Here is a 17,099-nt window from a genome sequence, read left to right on the forward strand (position 1 = left end):
ATGTGCAGGCACGGCCAGTTGCGGGACCATTGCACCGTACCCAAGAGAGGACATCTGCAATGGCTCAACTGCCCCAGCGCGCCGCGCCGAGCGCCTCAACCATCGGCGAAGATCCACGCCATACCCGCAAAGCCTGGTCAGTGCTCATCGTCAGCACGCTCGCCTTCACCGTCTGCTTCATGGTCTGGATGATGTTCGGCGTCATCGGGATCCCGATCAAGAAGATGCTGAACCTCAGCTCCACCCAGTTCGGTCTGCTCACGGCCATGCCCGTGCTCACGGGCTCGCTGGTGCGCGTGCCGCTGGGTATCTGGACCGACCGCTACGGCGGCCGCATCGTGATGGCGTTGCTCATGGCCGCCACCGTTCCCGCCATCTGGATGATGGGTTACGCCACCGAATACTGGCATTTCCTCGTGATCGGCCTGTTCGTCGGTTTGGCCGGCGGCTCGTTCTCGGTCGGTACGCCCTACGTGGCCCGGTGGTTCCCCAAGCACCGCCAGGGCACGGCCATGGGCGTGTATGGCGCGGGCAACTCGGGCGCGGCCGTGAACAAGTTCGTGGCGCCCGTGATCCTGGTGGCTTTCGGGTGGGCTGCCGTGCCGCATGTGTATGCCGCCATCATGCTCGGTACGCTGGTGCTGTTCTGGCTGTTCAGCCACAGCGACCCGGCACACCTGGTGCCCAGCAACGTGTCCTTTGGCGAACAGCTCAAGGCACTGAAGGACCCCAAGGTGCTCAAGTACTGCCAGTACTACAGCATCGTGTTCGGTGGTTATGTGGCGCTTTCCCTGTGGATGGTGCAGTACTACGTCGGTGAGTACGGCCTCGACATCCGTGTGGCGGCGCTGCTGGCAGCCTGCTTCTCGCTGCCGGGTGGCGTGCTGCGCGCCATCGGCGGCGTGCTGTCCGACAAGTTCGGGGCGCACTCCGTGACCTGGTGGGTGATGTGGGTGAGCTGGATCTGCCTGTTCCTGCTGTCCTACCCGCAGACCGACTTCACCATCCAGACCGTCAACGGACCCACCACCTTGCACGTCGGCTTGAACGTATACATGTTCACCGCGCTGATGTTCGTCCTGGGCATCGCCTGGGCTTTCGGCAAGGCCAGCGTGTTCAAGTACATCAGCGACGACTACCCCAAGAACATCGGCGCCATCAGCGGCATCGTGGGCCTGGCGGGCGGCATGGGCGGCTTCATCCTGCCCATCCTGTTCGGCATGCTCATGGACTGGACGGGCATCCGCTCCAGTGCCTTCATGCTGATGTACGGCGTGGTATGGGTTTCGTTGATCTGGATGTATTTCACCGAGGTGCGCCGCACCGACGTGATGAAGTCTCACAACGCCGCCCCGGCTGCCCACTGATCCCCACCGGAGATCCCACATGTCCACCAACACCGTTTCGCAAGGCAGCGGCCGCAAAGGCCGGGTGCTCACGCTCTGGACCCCCGAGGACAAGTCCTTCTGGGCGCGAGAGGGCGAGGCTGTCGCCAAGATCAATCTCTGGATCTCGGTGCCCGCACTGTTCCTGGCCTTCGCCATCTGGCAGGTCTGGAGTGTGGTCGCCGTGAACTTGCCGGCACTGGGTTTCAAGTATTCGACCAACCAGCTGTTCTGGCTGGCTGCCGCCCCGGCGTTGTCCGGCGCCACGCTGCGTATCTTCTATTCCTTCATGGTGCCCATCTTCGGCGGCCGCCGCTGGACTGCGCTGTCCACCGCGTCGCTGCTGGTCCCCGCCATCGGCATCGGCTATGCGGTGCAGGACAACACCACCAGCTACCCCACCATGCTTTTGTTGGCGCTGCTGTGCGGCCTGGGCGGCGGTAACTTCAGCTCCAGCATGGCCAATATCAGCTTCTTCTTTCCGAAGGAGCGCAAGGGTTCCGCGCTGGGTGTGAATGCCGGCCTGGGCAACCTGGGGGTGTCGGTGGTGCAGTTCCTGAGCCCGCTGGTCATTACGGCAGGCATCTTCGGTATCTTTGGCGGGGAGCCCCAGACCATCGTGAAGAATGGCCAGGAGCAGATGGTGTGGGCGCAGAACGCCGCCTTCATCTGGGTGCCCTGGATCGCACTGGCCGCGGTGGCGGCGTGGTTCGGCATGAACGACATTGCCGATGCGCGTGCCAGCTTCGCCGCGCAGGCGGCCATCTTCAAGCGCAAGCACAACTGGATCATGTGCGTGCTGTACCTGGGCACCTTCGGTTCGTTCATCGGTTTTGCCGCAGGCTTTCCGCTGCTGATCAAGGCGCTCTTCCCTGAAGTCAACCCCCTGGCCTACGCCTGGCTGGGTCCGCTAGTGGGCGCCGTGGTGCGTCCGTTCGGCGGCTGGCTGGCCGACAAGGTGGGCGGTGCCCGGGTCACGGTCTGGAACTTCCTCGTCATGGCGCTGGCCGTGGTGGGTGTTCTGTTTTTCCTACCCAAGGGCTCGGGCGGTTTTGCGCTGCCCTTTGGCCCGGCTGAAGGCAGCTTCACGGGCTTCTTCCTGATGTTCCTGGTACTCTTCTTCACCACCGGCATCGGCAACGGCTCCACCTTCCGCATGATCCCCGTGATATTTCTGGCCCAGAAGCTGCGCGAGTTGCGCACCGATGACGAAGCATCGCGCGCCCAAGCCATCAAGGATGGCAACACCGAAGGCGCGGCCGCGGTGGGCTTCGCCGGAGCGCTGGGCGCCTACGGGGGCTTTTTCATTCCCAAGAGCTATGGCAGCTCCATCGCCGCGACGGGCGGTCCCGAATTCGCGCTGTGGATGTTTGCCGTTTTCTATGTTCTCTGCATCATCATCACTTGGTGGTACTACTCTCGCAAGCATGCAGAGATGCCCTGCTGAGCCACGCCACTACAACGATTTCCAAGGAGTCCCACGATGAGCCATTTCCTAGACCGTCTCTCGTACTTTGCGCAGCCGCGCGAAACCTTCTCGCAGGGCCACGGCCAGACCAACGGCGAAGACCGTACATGGGAAGACGCCTATCGCGACCGCTGGGCGCACGACAAGATCGTGCGCTCCACCCACGGTGTGAACTGCACGGGCAGTTGCTCGTGGAAGATCTACGTCAAGGGCGGCATCGTCACGTGGGAAACGCAGCAGACCGACTACCCGCGCACGCGCCCCGATCTGCCCAACCATGAGCCGCGCGGCTGCGCACGCGGCGCCAGCTACAGCTGGTACCTGTACAGCGCCAATCGCGTGAAATACCCCATGGTGCGTGGCCGCCTGCTCAAGCACTGGCGTGCCGCACTGGCCATCGCCAAGAGCCCCGTGGACGCCTGGGCCGCCATCGTCGAGAACGACAGCGCGCGCCGCGAATGGCAGAAGCAGCGCGGCCTGGGCGGCTTCGTGCGCAGCACCTGGGACGAGGTCAACCAGATGATCGCTGCGGCGAACGTCTACACCATCAAGAAGCACGGGCCGGACCGCATCATCGGCTTCTCGCCGATCCCGGCCATGTCGATGATCTCGTACGCTGCCGGCAGCCGCTACCTGAACCTGATCGGCGGCGTGCCGATGAGCTTCTATGACTGGTACTGTGATCTGCCGCCGTCCAGCCCGCAGGTGTGGGGCGAGCAGACCGACGTGCCCGAGTCGGCCGACTGGTACAACTCCAACTTCATCATCGCCTGGGGCTCCAACGTGCCCCAGACGCGCACACCCGATGCGCACTTCTTCACCGAAGTGCGTTACAAGGGCGCCAAGGTCGTGGCCGTGACGCCCGATTACTCCGAGGTGGCCAAGCTGGCGGACTTGTGGCTGCACCCCAAGCAAGGCACCGACGCCGCCGTGGCCATGGCCATGGGCCACGTGATCCTCAAGGAGTTCTACTTCGACAAGCGCTCGGCGTATTTCGACGACTACGCGCGCCGCTACACCGACCTGCCGCTGCTGGTGGTGCTCAAGGAGAAGACGCTGCCGGATGGCCGCACGGTGATGGTCCCCGACCGCTATGTGCGCGCCAGCGACTTCGGCGACAAGCTGGGCCAGACCAACCACCCCGACTGGAAGACCGTGGCCTACGGTACCGACGGCAAGGTGGCGCTGCCCAATGGCTCCATCGGCTTCCGTTGGGGCAAGGACGGCCGTGACGACCAGGGCCTGTGGAATCTGGAGTCCAAGGAGGCGCGCACGGGCAACGACGTGCAGCTCAAGCTGTCGGTGCTGGAAGACGGGGCGCAAGAGCACCAGGTGACCGATGTCGCCTTCCCGTACTTCGGCGGCATCGAGACCCCCAACTTTGAGGCCAACGACCAGGGCGGCGACGTGATCGTGCGCCGCGTGCCCATCACCCACCTCGACCTGCAGGGCGAGGGCGTGCAGGGCCGCGTGGCCGTGGCCACGGTGTTCGACCTGCAGGTGGCCAACTACGGCATCCTGCGCGGCCTGCAGGGCGAGGAGAAGGACGGAGGCTACGACGCCAACGCCCCCTATACCCCGGCGTGGCAGGAAAGCATTACCGGCGTGCCGCGCGACCAGGTGATCGCCATTGCGCGCCAGTTTGCCGACAACGCCGACAAGACCCACGGCAAGTCCATGGTGATCATCGGCGCGGCCATGAACCACTGGTACCACTGCGACATGAACTACCGCGGCATCATCAACATGCTGATGATGTGCGGCTGTATCGGCCAGAGCGGCGGCGGCTGGTCGCACTACGTGGGCCAGGAAAAGCTGCGCCCGCAGACGGGCTGGACCGCGCTGGCCTTCGCGCTGGACTGGATCCGTCCGCCGCGCCAGCAGAACTCCACCAGCTTCTTCTACGCCCACACCGACCAGTGGCGCTACGAGAAACTGGGCGTCGAGGAAGTGCTCTCGCCCCTGGCGGATGCCAAGGCCTACCAGGGTTCGATGATCGATTTCAACGTGCGCTCCGAGCGCATGGGCTGGCTGCCCAGCGCGCCGCAGCTGCAGACCAACCCGCTGCAAGTGGTGCGGGATGCTGCCGCCAAGGGGATGGACGCCAAGGACTACGTGGTGCAGTCGCTCAAGAACGGCTCGCTCACGCTGAGCTGTGAGGATCCCGACAACCCGATGAACTGGCCGCGCAACATGTTCGTGTGGCGTTCCAACATCCTGGGCTCGTCGGGCAAGGGGCATGAGTACTTCCTCAAGCACCTGCTGGGCACCACCAACGGCGTGCAGGGCAAGGACCTGGGCAAGGACGAGGCCAAGCCCACCGAGGTGAAGTGGCATGCCCAGGCGCCCGAAGGCAAGCTGGACCTGCTGGTGACGTTGGACTTTCGCATGAGCACGACTTGCCTGTATTCGGACATCGTGCTGCCCACGGCGACGTGGTACGAGAAGAACGACCTCAACACCAGCGACATGCACCCCTTCATCCACCCGCTGTCGGCAGCCGTCGACCCTGCGTGGCAGTCGCGCAGCGACTGGGAGATCTACAAGGGCTTCGCCAAGGCCTTCAGCGAAGTCTGCGTGGGCCACCTGGGCGTGGAAAAGGAAGTCGTACTCACGCCGATCATGCACGACACCCCGGCCGAGCTGGCACAGCCCTACGGCGTGAAGGACTGGAAGCGCGGCGAGTGCGACCTGATCCCCGGCGTGACCGCTCCGCAGGTGACGGTGGTCGAGCGCGACTACCCCAACACCTACAAGCGCTTCACGGCCCTGGGCCCGCTGATGGACAAGGTCGGCAACGGCGGTAAAGGCATTGCCTGGAACACCGAGACCGAAGTGGCGCAGCTGGGCGACCTCAACGGCCGCGTGCGCGAGGAAGGCGTCACGCAGGGCCGTCCGCGCATCGTGAGCGATATTGACGCCACCGAAGTGGTGATGATGCTCGCCCCCGAGACCAACGGCCACGTGGCCTGCAAGGCCTGGGAGGCCCTGGGCAAGCAGACCGGGCGCGAACACGTGCACCTGGCGCTGCACCGCGAGGACGAGAAGATCCGTTTCCGCGACATCCAGGCGCAGCCGCGCAAGATCATCAGCTCGCCCACCTGGAGCGGGCTGGAGAGCGAGAAGGTCAGCTACAACGCCGGCTACACCAACGTGCATGAGCTGATCCCATGGCGCACCCTCACGGGTCGCCAGCAGTTCTACCAGGACCATCCCTGGATGCGCGACTTTGGCGAGGGCTTCGTGAGCTACCGTCCGCCGGTGCACCTGAAGGCACTGCACGAGGTCGAGGGCAAGATGCCCAACGGCAATCCCGAGATCGCGCTGAACTTCATCACGCCGCACCAGAAGTGGGGCATCCACAGCACGTACAGCGACAACCTGCACATGCTCACGCTCAACCGCGGCGGCCCGGTGATCTGGCTCAGCGAGGACGACGCCAAGCGCGGCGGCATCGTGGACAACGACTGGGTGGAGCTGTTCAACGCCAACGGCGCCATTGCGGCCCGTGCGGTGGTCAGCCAGCGCGTGAACCCGGGCATGGTGCTCATGTACCACGCGCAGGAAAAGATCATCAACACCCCGGGCTCGGAGATCACGGGCACGCGCGGCGGCATCCACAACTCCGTCACGCGCGTGGTGCTGAAGCCCACGCACATGATCGGCGGGTACGCGCAGTACAGCTACGGCTTCAACTATTACGGGACCATCGGCACCAACCGCGACGAGTTCGTGCTGGTGCGCAAGATGCGCCGCGTCGACTGGATGGACGACGAGGCATCCACCAGCGCCGCCCACGCCTGAGCGACAAGGAGAGACACGATGAAAATTCGCGCACAAATCGGCATGGTGCTGAACCTGGACAAGTGCATTGGTTGCCACACCTGTTCCGTCACCTGCAAGAACGTCTGGACCAGCCGTCCCGGCGTGGAATACGCCTGGTTCAATAACGTCGAGACCAAGCCCGGCATCGGCTATCCCAAGGAATGGGAAAACCAGGACAAGTGGAACGGCGGCTGGGTGCGCAACCCGGACGGCTCCATCGCCCCCCGCCAGGGCGGCAAGTGGAAGCTGCTCATGCGCATCTTCGCCAACCCTAACCTGCCGCAGATCGACGACTACTACGAGCCCTTCACCTTCGACTACGACCACCTGCAGTCGGCGCCCGAGATGAAGGCCGCGCCCACGGCGCGCCCGCGCAGCCTGATCACGGGCCAGCGCATGGAAAAGATCGAATGGGGCCCGAACTGGGAGGAAATCCTGGGCGGCGAGTTCTCCAAGCGCAGCGCCGACGTGAACTTCGAGCAGGTCCAGAAGGACATGTACGGCCAGTTCGAGAACACCTTCATGATGTACCTGCCGCGCCTGTGCGAGCACTGCCTGAACCCGGCGTGCGTGGCATCGTGCCCCTCGGGCTCGATCTACAAGCGCGAGGAAGACGGCATCGTGCTGATCGACCAGGACAAGTGCCGCGGCTGGCGCATGTGCGTCTCGGGCTGCCCCTACAAGAAGATCTATTACAACTGGCAGACCGGCAAGGCCGAGAAGTGCATCTTCTGCTACCCGCGCATCGAGGCGGGGCAGCCCACGGTGTGCTCCGAGACCTGCGTGGGCCGCATCCGCTACCTGGGCGTGCTGCTGTATGACGCCGACCGCATCCAGGAAGCCGCCAGCGTGGAGCGCGACCGCGACCTGTACGAGGCGCAGCTGGACATCTTCCTGGACCCCAACGACCCGGACGTGATCCGCCAGGCCAAAGCCGACGGCATCTCCGACGCCTGGCTGGAAGCCGCCAAGAACAGCCCCGTCTACAAGATGGCCGTGGACTGGAAGATCGCACTGCCGCTGCACCCCGAGTACCGCACACTGCCCATGGTGTGGTACGTGCCGCCGCTGTCGCCCATCACCTCGGCGGCCAACGCCGGCCACCTGGGCGTGAATGGCGAGATTCCCGACGTGTCGCAGCTGCGCATCCCCGTGCAGTACCTGGCCAACCTGCTCACCGCCGGCGACACCGGCCCCGTGGTGCGGGCGCTGGAGCGCATGCTGGCCATGCGCGCCTACCAGCGCGGTATGCATGTGGACCGCCAGCAGAACCTGGCCGTGCTGCAACAGGTGGGGCTCACGGTGCATGAAGTGGAAGACATGTACCAGGTCATGGCGATCGCCAACTACGAAGACCGCTTCGTCATCCCCTCGGCGCACCGCGAGTACGCCGAGAACGCATTCGACCTGCGCGGCGGCTGCGGCTTCTCGTTCGGCAATGGCTGCTCCGACGGCTCCACGGACGTGAGCATGTTCGGTGGCAAGAAGCGACGCACCATCCCCATCAAGGCCACGGTCTGAGGCGAAAGGAAGAATTGCCATGTTCCAGAAAACGCCTGAATCCCTGCGCCTGACGCTGCGTGCGCTGGCGCACCTGCTGGGCTATCCCGATGCCGCGCTGCGTGCGAACGCGCCGGCGCTGCTGGACGCGTTGCGGCTGGAGCGCGCCCTGCCCGAGGCGCGCATGCAGGAGATCGAAGCCCTGTGCCGCCAACTGTGTGCCATGGAGCCCTACGAGGCCGAGGCGCGCTACGTCGACACCTTCGACCGCGGCCGGCAGACTTCGCTGCACCTGTTCGAGCACGTGCACGGCGACTCGCGCGAGCGCGGCCCCGCGCTCATCGACCTGATGCAGACCTACGAGAAGGCCGGCCTGCAGTTCGACGCGCAGGAACTGCCCGACCATCTGGCGGTGGTGCTGGAGTTCGCCTCCACCCAGCCGCCGGCCGTGGCGCGCGAATTCCTCGGCGAGATGGCGCACATCCTCAATGCGCTGTTCACCGCGCTGACCAGCAAGGGCAACCCCTACGCCTGCGTGATCGCGGCGGTGCTCGAAGTCGCCGGCCAGCGCGTGCAGGCCGTCGCCATCGCGCCCGAGCCGGGCCTGGACGACGCCTGGGCCGAGCCCGAGGCATTCGACGGCTGCGCCACCCGCGGCCAGAACCGCCCGGACCAGCCCCAACCCCTGCATTTCGTGCGCAACGCACGCACCAACTCGTCCCAAGGAGCCTCGGTATGACCGCCTGGATCGACAACCTCTTGTTCGGCCTGTACCCCTACATCTGTCTGGCCGTTTTCTTCATCGGCAGCTGGGCGCGCTTCGACCGCGACCAGTACACATGGAAGAGCGACTCCTCGCAGCTGCTGCGCCGCGGCAGCCTGCGCTGGGGCAGCAACCTGTTCCACGTGGGCGTGCTGGTCCTGTTCTTCGGCCACTTCGTGGGCATGCTCACGCCGCACGCGCTGTACGAGCCCTTCATGAGCGCAGGCGCCAAGCAGATCATGGCCATGGTTGTTGGCGGCGTCGCCGGCACCCTGGGCTTCATCGGCGTGACGCTGCTGCTGCACCGCCGCCTGACGGATGCGCGTATCCGCGCCACCTCCAAGACCAGCGATATCCTGCTGCTGTGGGTGCTGTGGGTGCAGTTGGCCCTGGGCCTGGCGACCATTCCGCTGTCGGCGCAGCACCTGGACGGCTCCATGATGATGCTGCTGGCCGAATGGGCGCAACGCATCGTCACCTTCCGCGGCGGCGCCGTGGAACTGTTGGCCAATGCCGGCTGGGTGTTCAAGGCGCACATGTTCCTGGGCATGACCGTGTTCCTGATCTTCCCGTTCACCCGCTTGGTGCACGTGTGGAGCGGGTTTGGCACACTGGCCTACATCACGCGCCCGTACCAACTGGTGCGCGCCCGCCGCATGAACCTGCCCGCAGGCCACAACCAGCCGGGCAATCGCAACGCGCTATGAAGTGAATAGCTACCAGCGCTTGCTGGTAGCGGGCTGGAGGCCAATTTCGCTTGAAATCGGCTTTCGGCCTCCTAGCCTCCAGGAGAACCCCATGAGCAACACCACCTGCGGATCGGGCGGCTGCGGCTGCGCCGGCAGCACCGACAACCTCCCACAGGAAGACGCCGCCCCGGTGGCCCGCATCAATGGCGTGCCTTTGCACGCCGAAGGCGAGATCCTGCCGCCCGATGCACTGCGCCAGCGCGCCTGCACCGAACTGCTGCGCCAGCAGGCGCAGCGCGAGGGGCTGTTGTCGCAAGACGACGCGCCGGGCCTGGACGGCGCCACCAGCGCCGAGGCATCGCAGGCCATCGAGCGCCTGCTCGACCAGGCCCTGCAAGTGCCCGAGCCCTCCGAGGAGGCCTGCCGCCGCTACCACGCCGCCCACCCGACGCTGGGCGGGCAGGGCGAGCGCGTGCGGATGCGCCACGTGCTGTTCGCGGTCACCCCGGGGGTGGATGTGAAGCTGCTGCGCCAGCGCGCCGAAGGCGTGTTGCTGGACCTGCGTTGCGCTGACGATGACGGCGCGCGCTTTGCCGCCGCGGCGGGCCAGTGGTCCAACTGCCCCAGCGGGCAGGAGGGCGGCGATCTGGGCTGGCTGTCGGCCGAGGACTGCGCGCCCGAGTTCGCGCGCGAGGTGTTCGGCACACAGGAAGTGGGCGTGCTCTCGCGCCTGGTGCACAGCCGCTTCGGCCTGCACGTGGTCGAGGTGTGCGAGCGCCAGCCGGGCCAGGAGCTGCCCTTCGAGCAGGTGCGCGCCAGCGTGGCGCTCATGCTGCGCCAGCAGGCCTGGGTCAACGCATTGCGCCAGTACCTGCAGCTGCTGGCGGGCGAGGCCGAGGTCGAGGGCGTGCACCTCGATGCGGCCGATACGCCGCTGGTGCAGTAGCGCCAGGCAGGGGAGACACCCATGCCTGACGACGAGCTGCTGCAACGGCTGCGCCGCTTCCATCTGGATGCCTTCCCCCAATACCGCGAGCAATTCCAGACGCTCGTGGACGAGGGGCAACACCCGACGACCCTGTTCATCGGGTGCTCGGATTCCCGTCTGCTGCCCTACCTGCTGACGGGGGCAGGACCGGGCGAGCTGTTCCTGGTGCGCAACGTGGGGGCCTTCGTGCCGCCCTACGACGGCTCCTACGGCCACCATGGCACGGCCGCCGCCATCGAGTTCGCGGTGCTCGAACTGCATGTGAGCCGCATCGTCGTGTGCGGCCACAGCCACTGCGGCGCCATCAAGGCGCTGTATGGCGAGGTCTCGCCCGAGGCGCGCAACCTGCAGCGCTGGCTGGACCTGGGCCGTGAGGCCGCGCTGCCCGTGCAGCCCGGCCCCGAAGCCCTGCGCCGCACCGAGCAGCGCGCCGTGGTGCTGCAACTGGAACGCCTCATGGAGTACCCCATGGTGCGCCGCCGCGTCGAGGACGGCAGCATTGCGCTGCATGGCTGGCACTACGTGATCGAGGAGGGCGAGGTCCACGTGTTCGACGTGGCCACCGGCGGCTTCGTGGCGGCGTCCAAGGCCAAGAGCAGCGGCACGGGCCCGTATGCGCCGTATGTGGAACATGATGGGCAAGTGCTGGTGGACTGAGGTGCACGCTGGCCACACTGGGCGAGGCCCACGCCCATGACTGAAGTGCGGCGCCGCACCGTGCCCCTGCGCAGCGAGCCCGCCGCGCCGGGCCGGCCCTCGGCCGAGGCGCTGGCGCGGCTGGACCGGCGCTGGCGGCCGCGCTACCTCATGCTGGCGCCGCACCGGCTGGGGTTCTTCCTGGCGATGCTGCTGCTCATGGCCTCGGGCCTGTGGTGGGCTCTGGTGCAGATCGACCGCGTGAGCGGGGCACTGGCATTGCCATACGGTGTGGCGCCGTCGCTGGTGCACGCGGCGGTGATGACGTTTGGCTTCATGCCGCTGTTTTTCGCCGGCTTTCTTTTCACCGCGGGACCCAAGTGGCTGCATGTCGAGCCCTGGCCGGTCTCCCGCGTCATGCCGCCCCTGTTGCTGCAGGCCGGCGGCTGGCTGGTGTGGCTCGCCGGCGGTTCCTGGGGGCTATTGGTTGCGCTCGCCGGCTGCGCTGCCGCGTTCCTCGGGTTGGCGTGGATGACGGTGCTTTTCATCCGCCTGGTCCAGTGCAGCACGCTGCAGGACCGTTTGCATGCGCGCGCCATTGCCGCGGCCTGCCTGGTGGGCTGCGTGTGCATCGCGGCGCTGGGGCTGAGCCTGGCCGGCGGCCGTGGCGACCTGGCGCGTGCCTGGGTGCTGACCGGGCTGTGGGGGTTCGTGGCCGCGGTCTTCGTGGTGGTGGCCCACCGCATGATTCCTTTCTTCACCTCGGCTGTGCTGCCCATGGTGCAGGCCTGGCGCCCTTTCTGGGTTCTGTGGCTGATGCTTGCCGCGGTGGTGGCCGAGGCGCTCGCCGTCTGGCTGCCGTGGCTTGGCTGGGCGCCCGCGCTCGACACGGGCGGGCTGCTGGTGCGTGGCGCGCTGGAGTTGTCGGTGGGGGCCGTGCTGCTGTGGCTGGCCTACCGCTGGGGCCTGCTGCAGAGCTTGGCGCAGCGCCTGCTGGCCATGCTGCACATCGGCTTCATCTGGCTGGGGCTGGCTTTCGTGGGCCATGGCCTGGCGCACGGGGTGCAGGGTCTCTACGGCAGCGCTGCCGGGGAACTGGGCGCGCTGCATGCGCTCACCATGGGGTGCCTGGGCTCGCTCATGCTCGCCATGGTCACGCGCGTGTCCTGCGGCCATGGCGGCCGCGCGCTGGTGGCGGACCGCCTGGTCTGGACGCTGTTCTGGGTGCTGCAACTGGCGACCGTGGTGCGGCTGGCGGCCAGCGCGCCATTGCCCTGGTCGCCCGTGCTGTTGGCCGTCGCGGCCCTGCTGTGGGCTGGCATCATGGCGGTGTGGGGCCTGCGCCTCATCGGCTGGTATGGCCGGCTGCGCGCCGATGGCCGGCCGGGGTGAATGCCATGGAACAGGAGAGACCGGTGCCTCCACAGGCCTTGAACAATGCAGCCGCCACGGCGGAACTGGCCGCCGCGCTGCTGCAGGCGCGCCAGACCATCCTGCCCAAGCGGCTGGGCGCGCCGGGGCCGGACGCCGCGCAGCTGCAGGCCATATTGGCCGCGGCCGCGCATGCGCCGGACCATGGCTGTCTGCTGCCCTGGCGTTTTGTCTTGGTGCCCGACGCGGCCCGCGCGGCGCTCGGCCAGGCGTTTGCCGATGCGCTGCGCGAGCGCGACGCGCAGGCCACGCCCGAGCAGCAGGAGCAGGCGCGCGAGAAGGCCCTGCGCGCGCCCGTGCTGCTGCTGGTGGTGGTGGACGAATGCGGGGGCGATCCCGAGATCGCACCCAGTGAGCGGCTGGTGTCCGCGGGTTGCGCGGTGCAGAACCTGCTGCTCATGGCGACCGCGCTGGGTTTTGGCTCCGCGCTCACCAGCGGCAAGGCGCTGCAGTCGCAGGCGCTGCGCGGGCTGTTCGCGCTGGGCGAAGGCGAGCGCGCGCTGTGTTTCGTGAGCGTGGGAACGGTCGTGTCGCGCAAGCCCGTGCGCGCGCGGCCCGTGCCGGCGCAGTATGTGGGCACGCTGGTGCCCGGCCGGGGCGTGCAGCCTTGGCCGCAACAAGGGGAATGAATGCAAGTGAAAACCGAGATCAACAGTTTTGACGACCTGCTGCGCGCCGCGCGCAGCCACCGCGAGCGCCAGCGCCTGCTGTTCGTGTTTGCTGGCACAGAGCTGCCCGACGAGGCCACGCCGGAGCAGCGCGAGCGCTTCGCACAGGGCGAGGGCGGGGTGCTGGTGCCGCTGATGTGCGTGGACAAGCTGCCCGAGGAGCTGGAGTCGTTCGACGCGCTGGTGCGCGAGTCGCAGCAGTTCGAGCAGCCGGGCCAGCCCTGGCGCCTGGTGTTCACCGCGGCGCTGTCGGGCACGGCGGCGCAGGCGCCGTCCGACGACGACGCCGACAAGGTGCTGCGCCGCATGGTGGAGGCCGTGAAAACGGGCGCTTTCAGCGCCTATCTGCCCTTCAACCGCGACGGCCAGCCCGTGCGGCTGGGCTGACGCCATGGCCAGCCGTGTGTCCCTGCCCGGTCTGCACACGCCAGGCGCGGGCTTTGACGAGCCGTTCGAGATGCTGGGCGCCTGCCATGACCGCGTTCGCCGCTCGCTGGACCTGCTGCAGCGCCTGCGCGACTACCTCAAAGCGCACGCCTGCGATGACTCCGCCCGCCAGGCGGCGCGCGACGTGCTGCGCTATTTCGACATCGCCGCCCCGCTGCACCACGAGGACGAGGAACTCCACGTCTTCCCGCCCCTGCTGGCCGGTGGCGACGCCGCGCTGACGGACCTGGTGCGCCAGCTGCAGCGGGACCATGTGCTGATGGCCGAACGCTGGGCTGCCGCGCGCGTGGGGTTGCAGGCGCTGGCCGACGGGGCCGTGCAGGCGTTCACGCCGCAGCACGAGACGGCCTTGGACCGGTTTGCGCAGTGCTACGACGATCACCTGCGCCATGAAGACGACCGCATCTATCCCGCCGCGCGCGCGCTGCTGGACGACCCCGCACAGCAGTCCATGGGGCAGGAGATGGCGCGTCGCCGCGGCGTGCGTTGATTGCTATTGAAATATGAGCTACTACCGCTTGATGGATAAGCGCTAGAGCCATTTTTCATCTGGATCGGACGGGCGGCTGCGCGCCGCTGTTCGTCAGCGGGAGGCCCCCAAAAAGAAGGCGCCGTGGCCTAGGCCACGGCGCGCTGTGCCCCTCACGGGGCGGCGACCCGCCGGGGGCGGACCGCAACGGGGGCCTGGCCCCCGAAACTCTCGTGCCGCGTCAGTGCACGATCACCGGGTTCTGCGCGAGCCCGACGTAGCCATCCAGCGTGTCCTCCACCTCTTCCTGGGTGGGCGTGTTGCGCTGCCAGGCCAGGATCTGCTGCTGAAACATCTCGGCCCAGGAGCCATCCAGGTACACCTCCTTGCCGGAGCGCTTGTCCACGATCTCGAAGCCGTGGCGCACCAGTTGTGGAACGGCGGGCGTGGCGGCTTCGCTGGCGCTGTCGGGGGTTGCGTCTGCCAGCATGTGGACCACCACAAAGGAGTCGGAGTCGTAGAGCATATTCATGGCGTGTCCCCCTATCGGTATGCCTGTCAGATTGCAGCGGATCGGCAGAGTTCAAGCCCCCGCGCCCGCCGCTGTGACCAGTATTCCACGGAAAAGGGGCCGCGGCGGCCTTCGTGCGCGGTCGCGGCCTTGTCCCACGCCGGAACGCGCCCGCCGCCCGCGGCAAATGCCGGCATCAGGGCGTGTCGTGATGGCTCAGGGACAGGTCGGCGAAGTCGCCGTTGGCCTGCGTGAGGCGGATGCGCACCGGCAGATAGCCCATGTCCGTGCCCAGCCAGAGTTCGGCCTTCTGGTCGTAGCGCTGGTCGGGGCGGGGCAGGCGCTGCAGCTTGAGCGCGGGCGTGCTGCCGGCGGGCAGCTCCAGCGTTTGCGGCCCTTCCACGGTGAAGGTCCAGCGCTCGGCGCTGCGCGCACCCACGGTGGTCAGCGTGATCCGGGTGCCGGGGGGATAGCGTTCGGGAGCGGCGGCCAGCAGGGCGCCCAGCTGGATGAACACGCTCAGCCGGTCCTGGGCGCCGCTGCCAATGGCCGCGCGCGGGGCGTTGGCGCTGAAGATCACCTCGCCGCGCTCGAAGTCGAAATGCGCTGCGCGCTCGCTGCGCGACTTGTCGCCGAAGCGCGTGGGGCGCAGTCCTTGCGGCGTGATTTGGCCCACGCTGCTTTGCGAGCGCGCTCCCAGCAGGAAGGCCTTGATCTGCTGGCGCGCCTCGTACTGCGTACCGTCCTGGCGCCACAGCAGTTCGGCACTGGCGTTGTAGTGGAACTTTTTCACCTCGCCCGTCACGTCGAACGCCAGCCGCGCAGAGGGCGGCAGGCGTACCGGGGGCGGTTCGGTGCCGGCCACGGCACCCGCGGCGCCGGGGGGCAGGATTTCCACGCCCGCGGTCAACGCGGGCGCTTCTTGCGCCGGCTGCGATGCGGCGGCTGGCGCGGACGCGCTGGAGGCTTCGGCCATTGCGGGCATGGCCGGATCGCTGGCCGGGGAGAGGGGGGCGGAGGGCGCCGCGGCGTCCGCCGGCACTTCGGGGGTTGGGGCGGAGGAATCGGCCGGCACCTCGGCAGGGGGCTCCGCGGGCGACGGTGCGGTTTGCGCGGGCGCCTCCATGGCTGGTGCGGGCTCAGGGTGCTGCGTGGGAAGCGGTGCCTCCACGGGCGGCGGTGGTGGCTTGCGCACGGGACGGGGGCGCGGCTTGGGGGCCGGCGGCGGCACTGGCGCGGCCTGGGATTCCGGGGGAGGCGGCGGTGGAGGCGGGGGCTCCACCATCCGCGTATGGAAGGCCAGCCGCTGCGGCGCGCCTTGGTCCGTGCCGCCCCGCGGCAACCCGACCAGCACCAGCCAGTGCAGGGCCAGTACCACGGCGGTCAGCAGCAGCAGGGCGCGGCGCGGCATGCGTTCAGCCGGGTGTGGCGGCGTGACCCAGGTCGCGCGAGAGCTGCTCCGCCGCGGCGCGCAGCGGGGCCTCTATCGCGCCGCCCCAGGCGGCATCGAACGTGGCGGCGGGGCCCAGCGTGGTGATGGCCAGGGCCAGGTGGCCGCCGGCGTCGAACACGGGCGCGCAGAAAGCGTGGATGCCCGGCAGCAGCGTGTCCAGCACCCGCGCGCAGCGGCGCTCGCGCACCTCGCGCAGCAGTGCCTGCACGCCGGCCTCGTCGTGCGGCAGGTCGGCGCGGCCCTGGCGGGTGGCGAGCGCGAGTTCCTCGGCCAGCAGCGCGGCGGTCTTCTCGCGTGGCAGGTAAGCGGCAAAGCAGCGGCCCGTGGCGGAGCTGAGCAGCGGCATCACGTCGCCCAGGCGCAGGTTGGCCGTGAGCGCGCGTGGCGCCTCCTCCCAGTGCACGATGGTCGGTCCATGGTTGCCCCAGACGGCCAGCGCCAGCGTGTGGCCCAGCGCATCCATGAGTGGCGCCATGCGCTCGCGCGCCAGCCGCATGGCATCGAGGCGTGCCAGCGAAGCAAGCCCTAACTTGAGTGCCGCAGGACCCAGGTCGTAACGGGCGTTGCGGGCGTCCTGCACCACCAGGCCCAGGCGCTGAAAGCTCACCAGGTAGCGGTGGGCCTTGGCCGCGCTCATGCCGGCCTCCTGCGCCAGGTCCTTGAGCATCAGCGGCCCGCGGGCGCGCGACAGCGCGTCCAGCAGCGCGAACCCGACCTCCACCGACTGAATGCCGACGCGTTCCTTGTCCATCTGCACTAGAATTTTGGAGTTTTGTTTAGTTAAATCAATTCACTGGATCGTAATTTGTGCCAGGCGAGAGGGCTCGCGCGGCGCAGGCGATGCATTCACCCGGAGACCCAGGCCC

The 17,099-nt window shown here is 67.7% G+C and carries 15 protein-coding genes; 12 read left to right on the forward strand and 3 right to left on the reverse strand.

Annotated elements, in window-relative coordinates:
• The first annotated feature begins 59 nt into the window (after positions 1–59).
• From DTPSY_RS02100 to DTPSY_RS02155, 12 genes are all read left to right on the forward strand, one after another.
• Positions 60–1,367, forward strand: coding sequence for an MFS transporter (locus tag DTPSY_RS02100; RefSeq protein ID WP_012655468.1), 1,308 nt, complete (start codon positions 60–62; stop codon positions 1,365–1,367).
• A gap of 19 nt (positions 1,368–1,386) precedes the next feature.
• Complete coding sequence (locus DTPSY_RS02105; RefSeq protein WP_012655469.1) at positions 1,387–2,832, forward strand: NarK family nitrate/nitrite MFS transporter; 1,446 nt, start codon at positions 1,387–1,389, stop codon at positions 2,830–2,832.
• Between the two features lie 36 nt (positions 2,833–2,868).
• Positions 2,869–6,657, forward strand: coding sequence for a nitrate reductase subunit alpha (locus tag DTPSY_RS02110; protein WP_012655470.1), 3,789 nt, complete (start codon positions 2,869–2,871; stop codon positions 6,655–6,657).
• An 18-nt stretch (positions 6,658–6,675) separates the two neighbouring features.
• Positions 6,676–8,199, forward strand: coding sequence for a nitrate reductase subunit beta (gene narH, locus DTPSY_RS02115; protein WP_012655471.1), 1,524 nt, complete (start codon positions 6,676–6,678; stop codon positions 8,197–8,199).
• 19 nt (positions 8,200–8,218) lie between these two features.
• A complete protein-coding gene (gene narJ / locus DTPSY_RS02120; RefSeq protein ID WP_012655472.1) occupies positions 8,219–8,917 on the forward strand; it encodes a nitrate reductase molybdenum cofactor assembly chaperone in 699 nt (232 codons plus the stop codon).
• Positions 8,914–9,648 (forward strand): respiratory nitrate reductase subunit gamma, encoded by a 735-nt coding sequence (gene narI, locus DTPSY_RS02125; RefSeq protein ID WP_012655473.1) that lies wholly within the window; start codon positions 8,914–8,916, stop codon positions 9,646–9,648. Before narJ ends, narI begins: the two co-directional genes overlap by 4 nt.
• Before the next feature lie 91 nt (positions 9,649–9,739).
• Positions 9,740–10,576, forward strand: a complete 837-nt coding sequence (locus DTPSY_RS02130; RefSeq protein WP_012655474.1) for a peptidylprolyl isomerase — start codon at positions 9,740–9,742, stop codon at positions 10,574–10,576.
• Between the two features lie 21 nt (positions 10,577–10,597).
• Complete coding sequence (locus DTPSY_RS02135; RefSeq protein ID WP_011803901.1) at positions 10,598–11,275, forward strand: carbonic anhydrase; 678 nt, start codon at positions 10,598–10,600, stop codon at positions 11,273–11,275.
• A gap of 36 nt (positions 11,276–11,311) precedes the next feature.
• Positions 11,312–12,646, forward strand: coding sequence for an NnrS family protein (locus DTPSY_RS02140; protein ID WP_012655475.1), 1,335 nt, complete (start codon positions 11,312–11,314; stop codon positions 12,644–12,646).
• 5 nt (positions 12,647–12,651) lie between these two features.
• Positions 12,652–13,314: a nitroreductase family protein gene (locus tag DTPSY_RS02145; RefSeq protein WP_011803903.1), complete on the forward strand. Its 663-nt coding sequence runs from the start codon at positions 12,652–12,654 to the stop codon at positions 13,312–13,314.
• Complete coding sequence (locus DTPSY_RS02150; protein WP_011803904.1) at positions 13,315–13,740, forward strand: hypothetical protein; 426 nt, start codon at positions 13,315–13,317, stop codon at positions 13,738–13,740.
• 4 nt (positions 13,741–13,744) lie between these two features.
• Positions 13,745–14,290: a hemerythrin domain-containing protein gene (locus DTPSY_RS02155; RefSeq protein WP_012655477.1), complete on the forward strand. Its 546-nt coding sequence runs from the start codon at positions 13,745–13,747 to the stop codon at positions 14,288–14,290.
• A gap of 220 nt (positions 14,291–14,510) precedes the next feature.
• Here DTPSY_RS02155 and DTPSY_RS02160 read toward each other — a convergent pair whose 3' ends face one another.
• From DTPSY_RS02160 to DTPSY_RS02170, 3 genes are all read right to left on the reverse strand, one after another.
• On the reverse strand, positions 14,511–14,801 hold the full coding sequence (locus tag DTPSY_RS02160; RefSeq protein WP_012655478.1) for a BTH_I0359 family protein: 291 nt from the start codon (positions 14,799–14,801) through the stop codon (positions 14,511–14,513).
• A 175-nt stretch (positions 14,802–14,976) separates the two neighbouring features.
• Positions 14,977–16,191, reverse strand: coding sequence for a DUF3108 domain-containing protein (locus tag DTPSY_RS02165; RefSeq protein WP_012655479.1), 1,215 nt, complete (start codon positions 16,189–16,191; stop codon positions 14,977–14,979).
• Between the two features lie 4 nt (positions 16,192–16,195).
• Entirely contained in the window at positions 16,196–16,984 is a 789-nt protein-coding gene (locus DTPSY_RS02170; protein ID WP_012655480.1) for an IclR family transcriptional regulator, read from the reverse strand.
• Positions 16,985–17,099 lie beyond the last annotated feature (115 nt).

The sequence above is a fragment of the [Acidovorax] ebreus TPSY genome (genome assembly GCF_000022305.1).
GTDB classification, from domain to species: Bacteria; Pseudomonadota; Gammaproteobacteria; order Burkholderiales; family Burkholderiaceae_C; genus Diaphorobacter; species Diaphorobacter nitroreducens.

What these genes read in the sequence shown, in the direction of transcription:
- DTPSY_RS02100 (WP_012655468.1), top strand. Translation starts at nt 60, where the DNA reads ATGGCTCAACTGCCCCAGCGCGCCGCGCCGAGCGCCTCAACCATCGGC.
- DTPSY_RS02105 (WP_012655469.1), top strand. Translation starts at nt 1,387, where the DNA reads ATGTCCACCAACACCGTTTCGCAAGGCAGCGGCCGCAAAGGCCGGGTG.
- DTPSY_RS02110 (WP_012655470.1), top strand. Translation starts at nt 2,869, where the DNA reads ATGAGCCATTTCCTAGACCGTCTCTCGTACTTTGCGCAGCCGCGCGAA.
- narH (WP_012655471.1), top strand. Translation starts at nt 6,676, where the DNA reads ATGAAAATTCGCGCACAAATCGGCATGGTGCTGAACCTGGACAAGTGC.
- narJ (WP_012655472.1), top strand. Translation starts at nt 8,219, where the DNA reads ATGTTCCAGAAAACGCCTGAATCCCTGCGCCTGACGCTGCGTGCGCTG.
- narI (WP_012655473.1), top strand. Translation starts at nt 8,914, where the DNA reads ATGACCGCCTGGATCGACAACCTCTTGTTCGGCCTGTACCCCTACATC.
- DTPSY_RS02130 (WP_012655474.1), top strand. Translation starts at nt 9,740, where the DNA reads ATGAGCAACACCACCTGCGGATCGGGCGGCTGCGGCTGCGCCGGCAGC.
- DTPSY_RS02135 (WP_011803901.1), top strand. Translation starts at nt 10,598, where the DNA reads ATGCCTGACGACGAGCTGCTGCAACGGCTGCGCCGCTTCCATCTGGAT.
- DTPSY_RS02140 (WP_012655475.1), top strand. Translation starts at nt 11,312, where the DNA reads ATGACTGAAGTGCGGCGCCGCACCGTGCCCCTGCGCAGCGAGCCCGCC.
- DTPSY_RS02145 (WP_011803903.1), top strand. Translation starts at nt 12,652, where the DNA reads ATGGAACAGGAGAGACCGGTGCCTCCACAGGCCTTGAACAATGCAGCC.
- DTPSY_RS02150 (WP_011803904.1), top strand. Translation starts at nt 13,315, where the DNA reads ATGCAAGTGAAAACCGAGATCAACAGTTTTGACGACCTGCTGCGCGCC.
- DTPSY_RS02155 (WP_012655477.1), top strand. Translation starts at nt 13,745, where the DNA reads ATGGCCAGCCGTGTGTCCCTGCCCGGTCTGCACACGCCAGGCGCGGGC.
- DTPSY_RS02160 (WP_012655478.1), bottom strand. Translation starts at nt 14,801, where the DNA reads ATGAATATGCTCTACGACTCCGACTCCTTTGTGGTGGTCCACATGCTG.
- DTPSY_RS02165 (WP_012655479.1), bottom strand. Translation starts at nt 16,191, where the DNA reads ATGCCGCGCCGCGCCCTGCTGCTGCTGACCGCCGTGGTACTGGCCCTG.
- DTPSY_RS02170 (WP_012655480.1), bottom strand. Translation starts at nt 16,984, where the DNA reads ATGGACAAGGAACGCGTCGGCATTCAGTCGGTGGAGGTCGGGTTCGCG.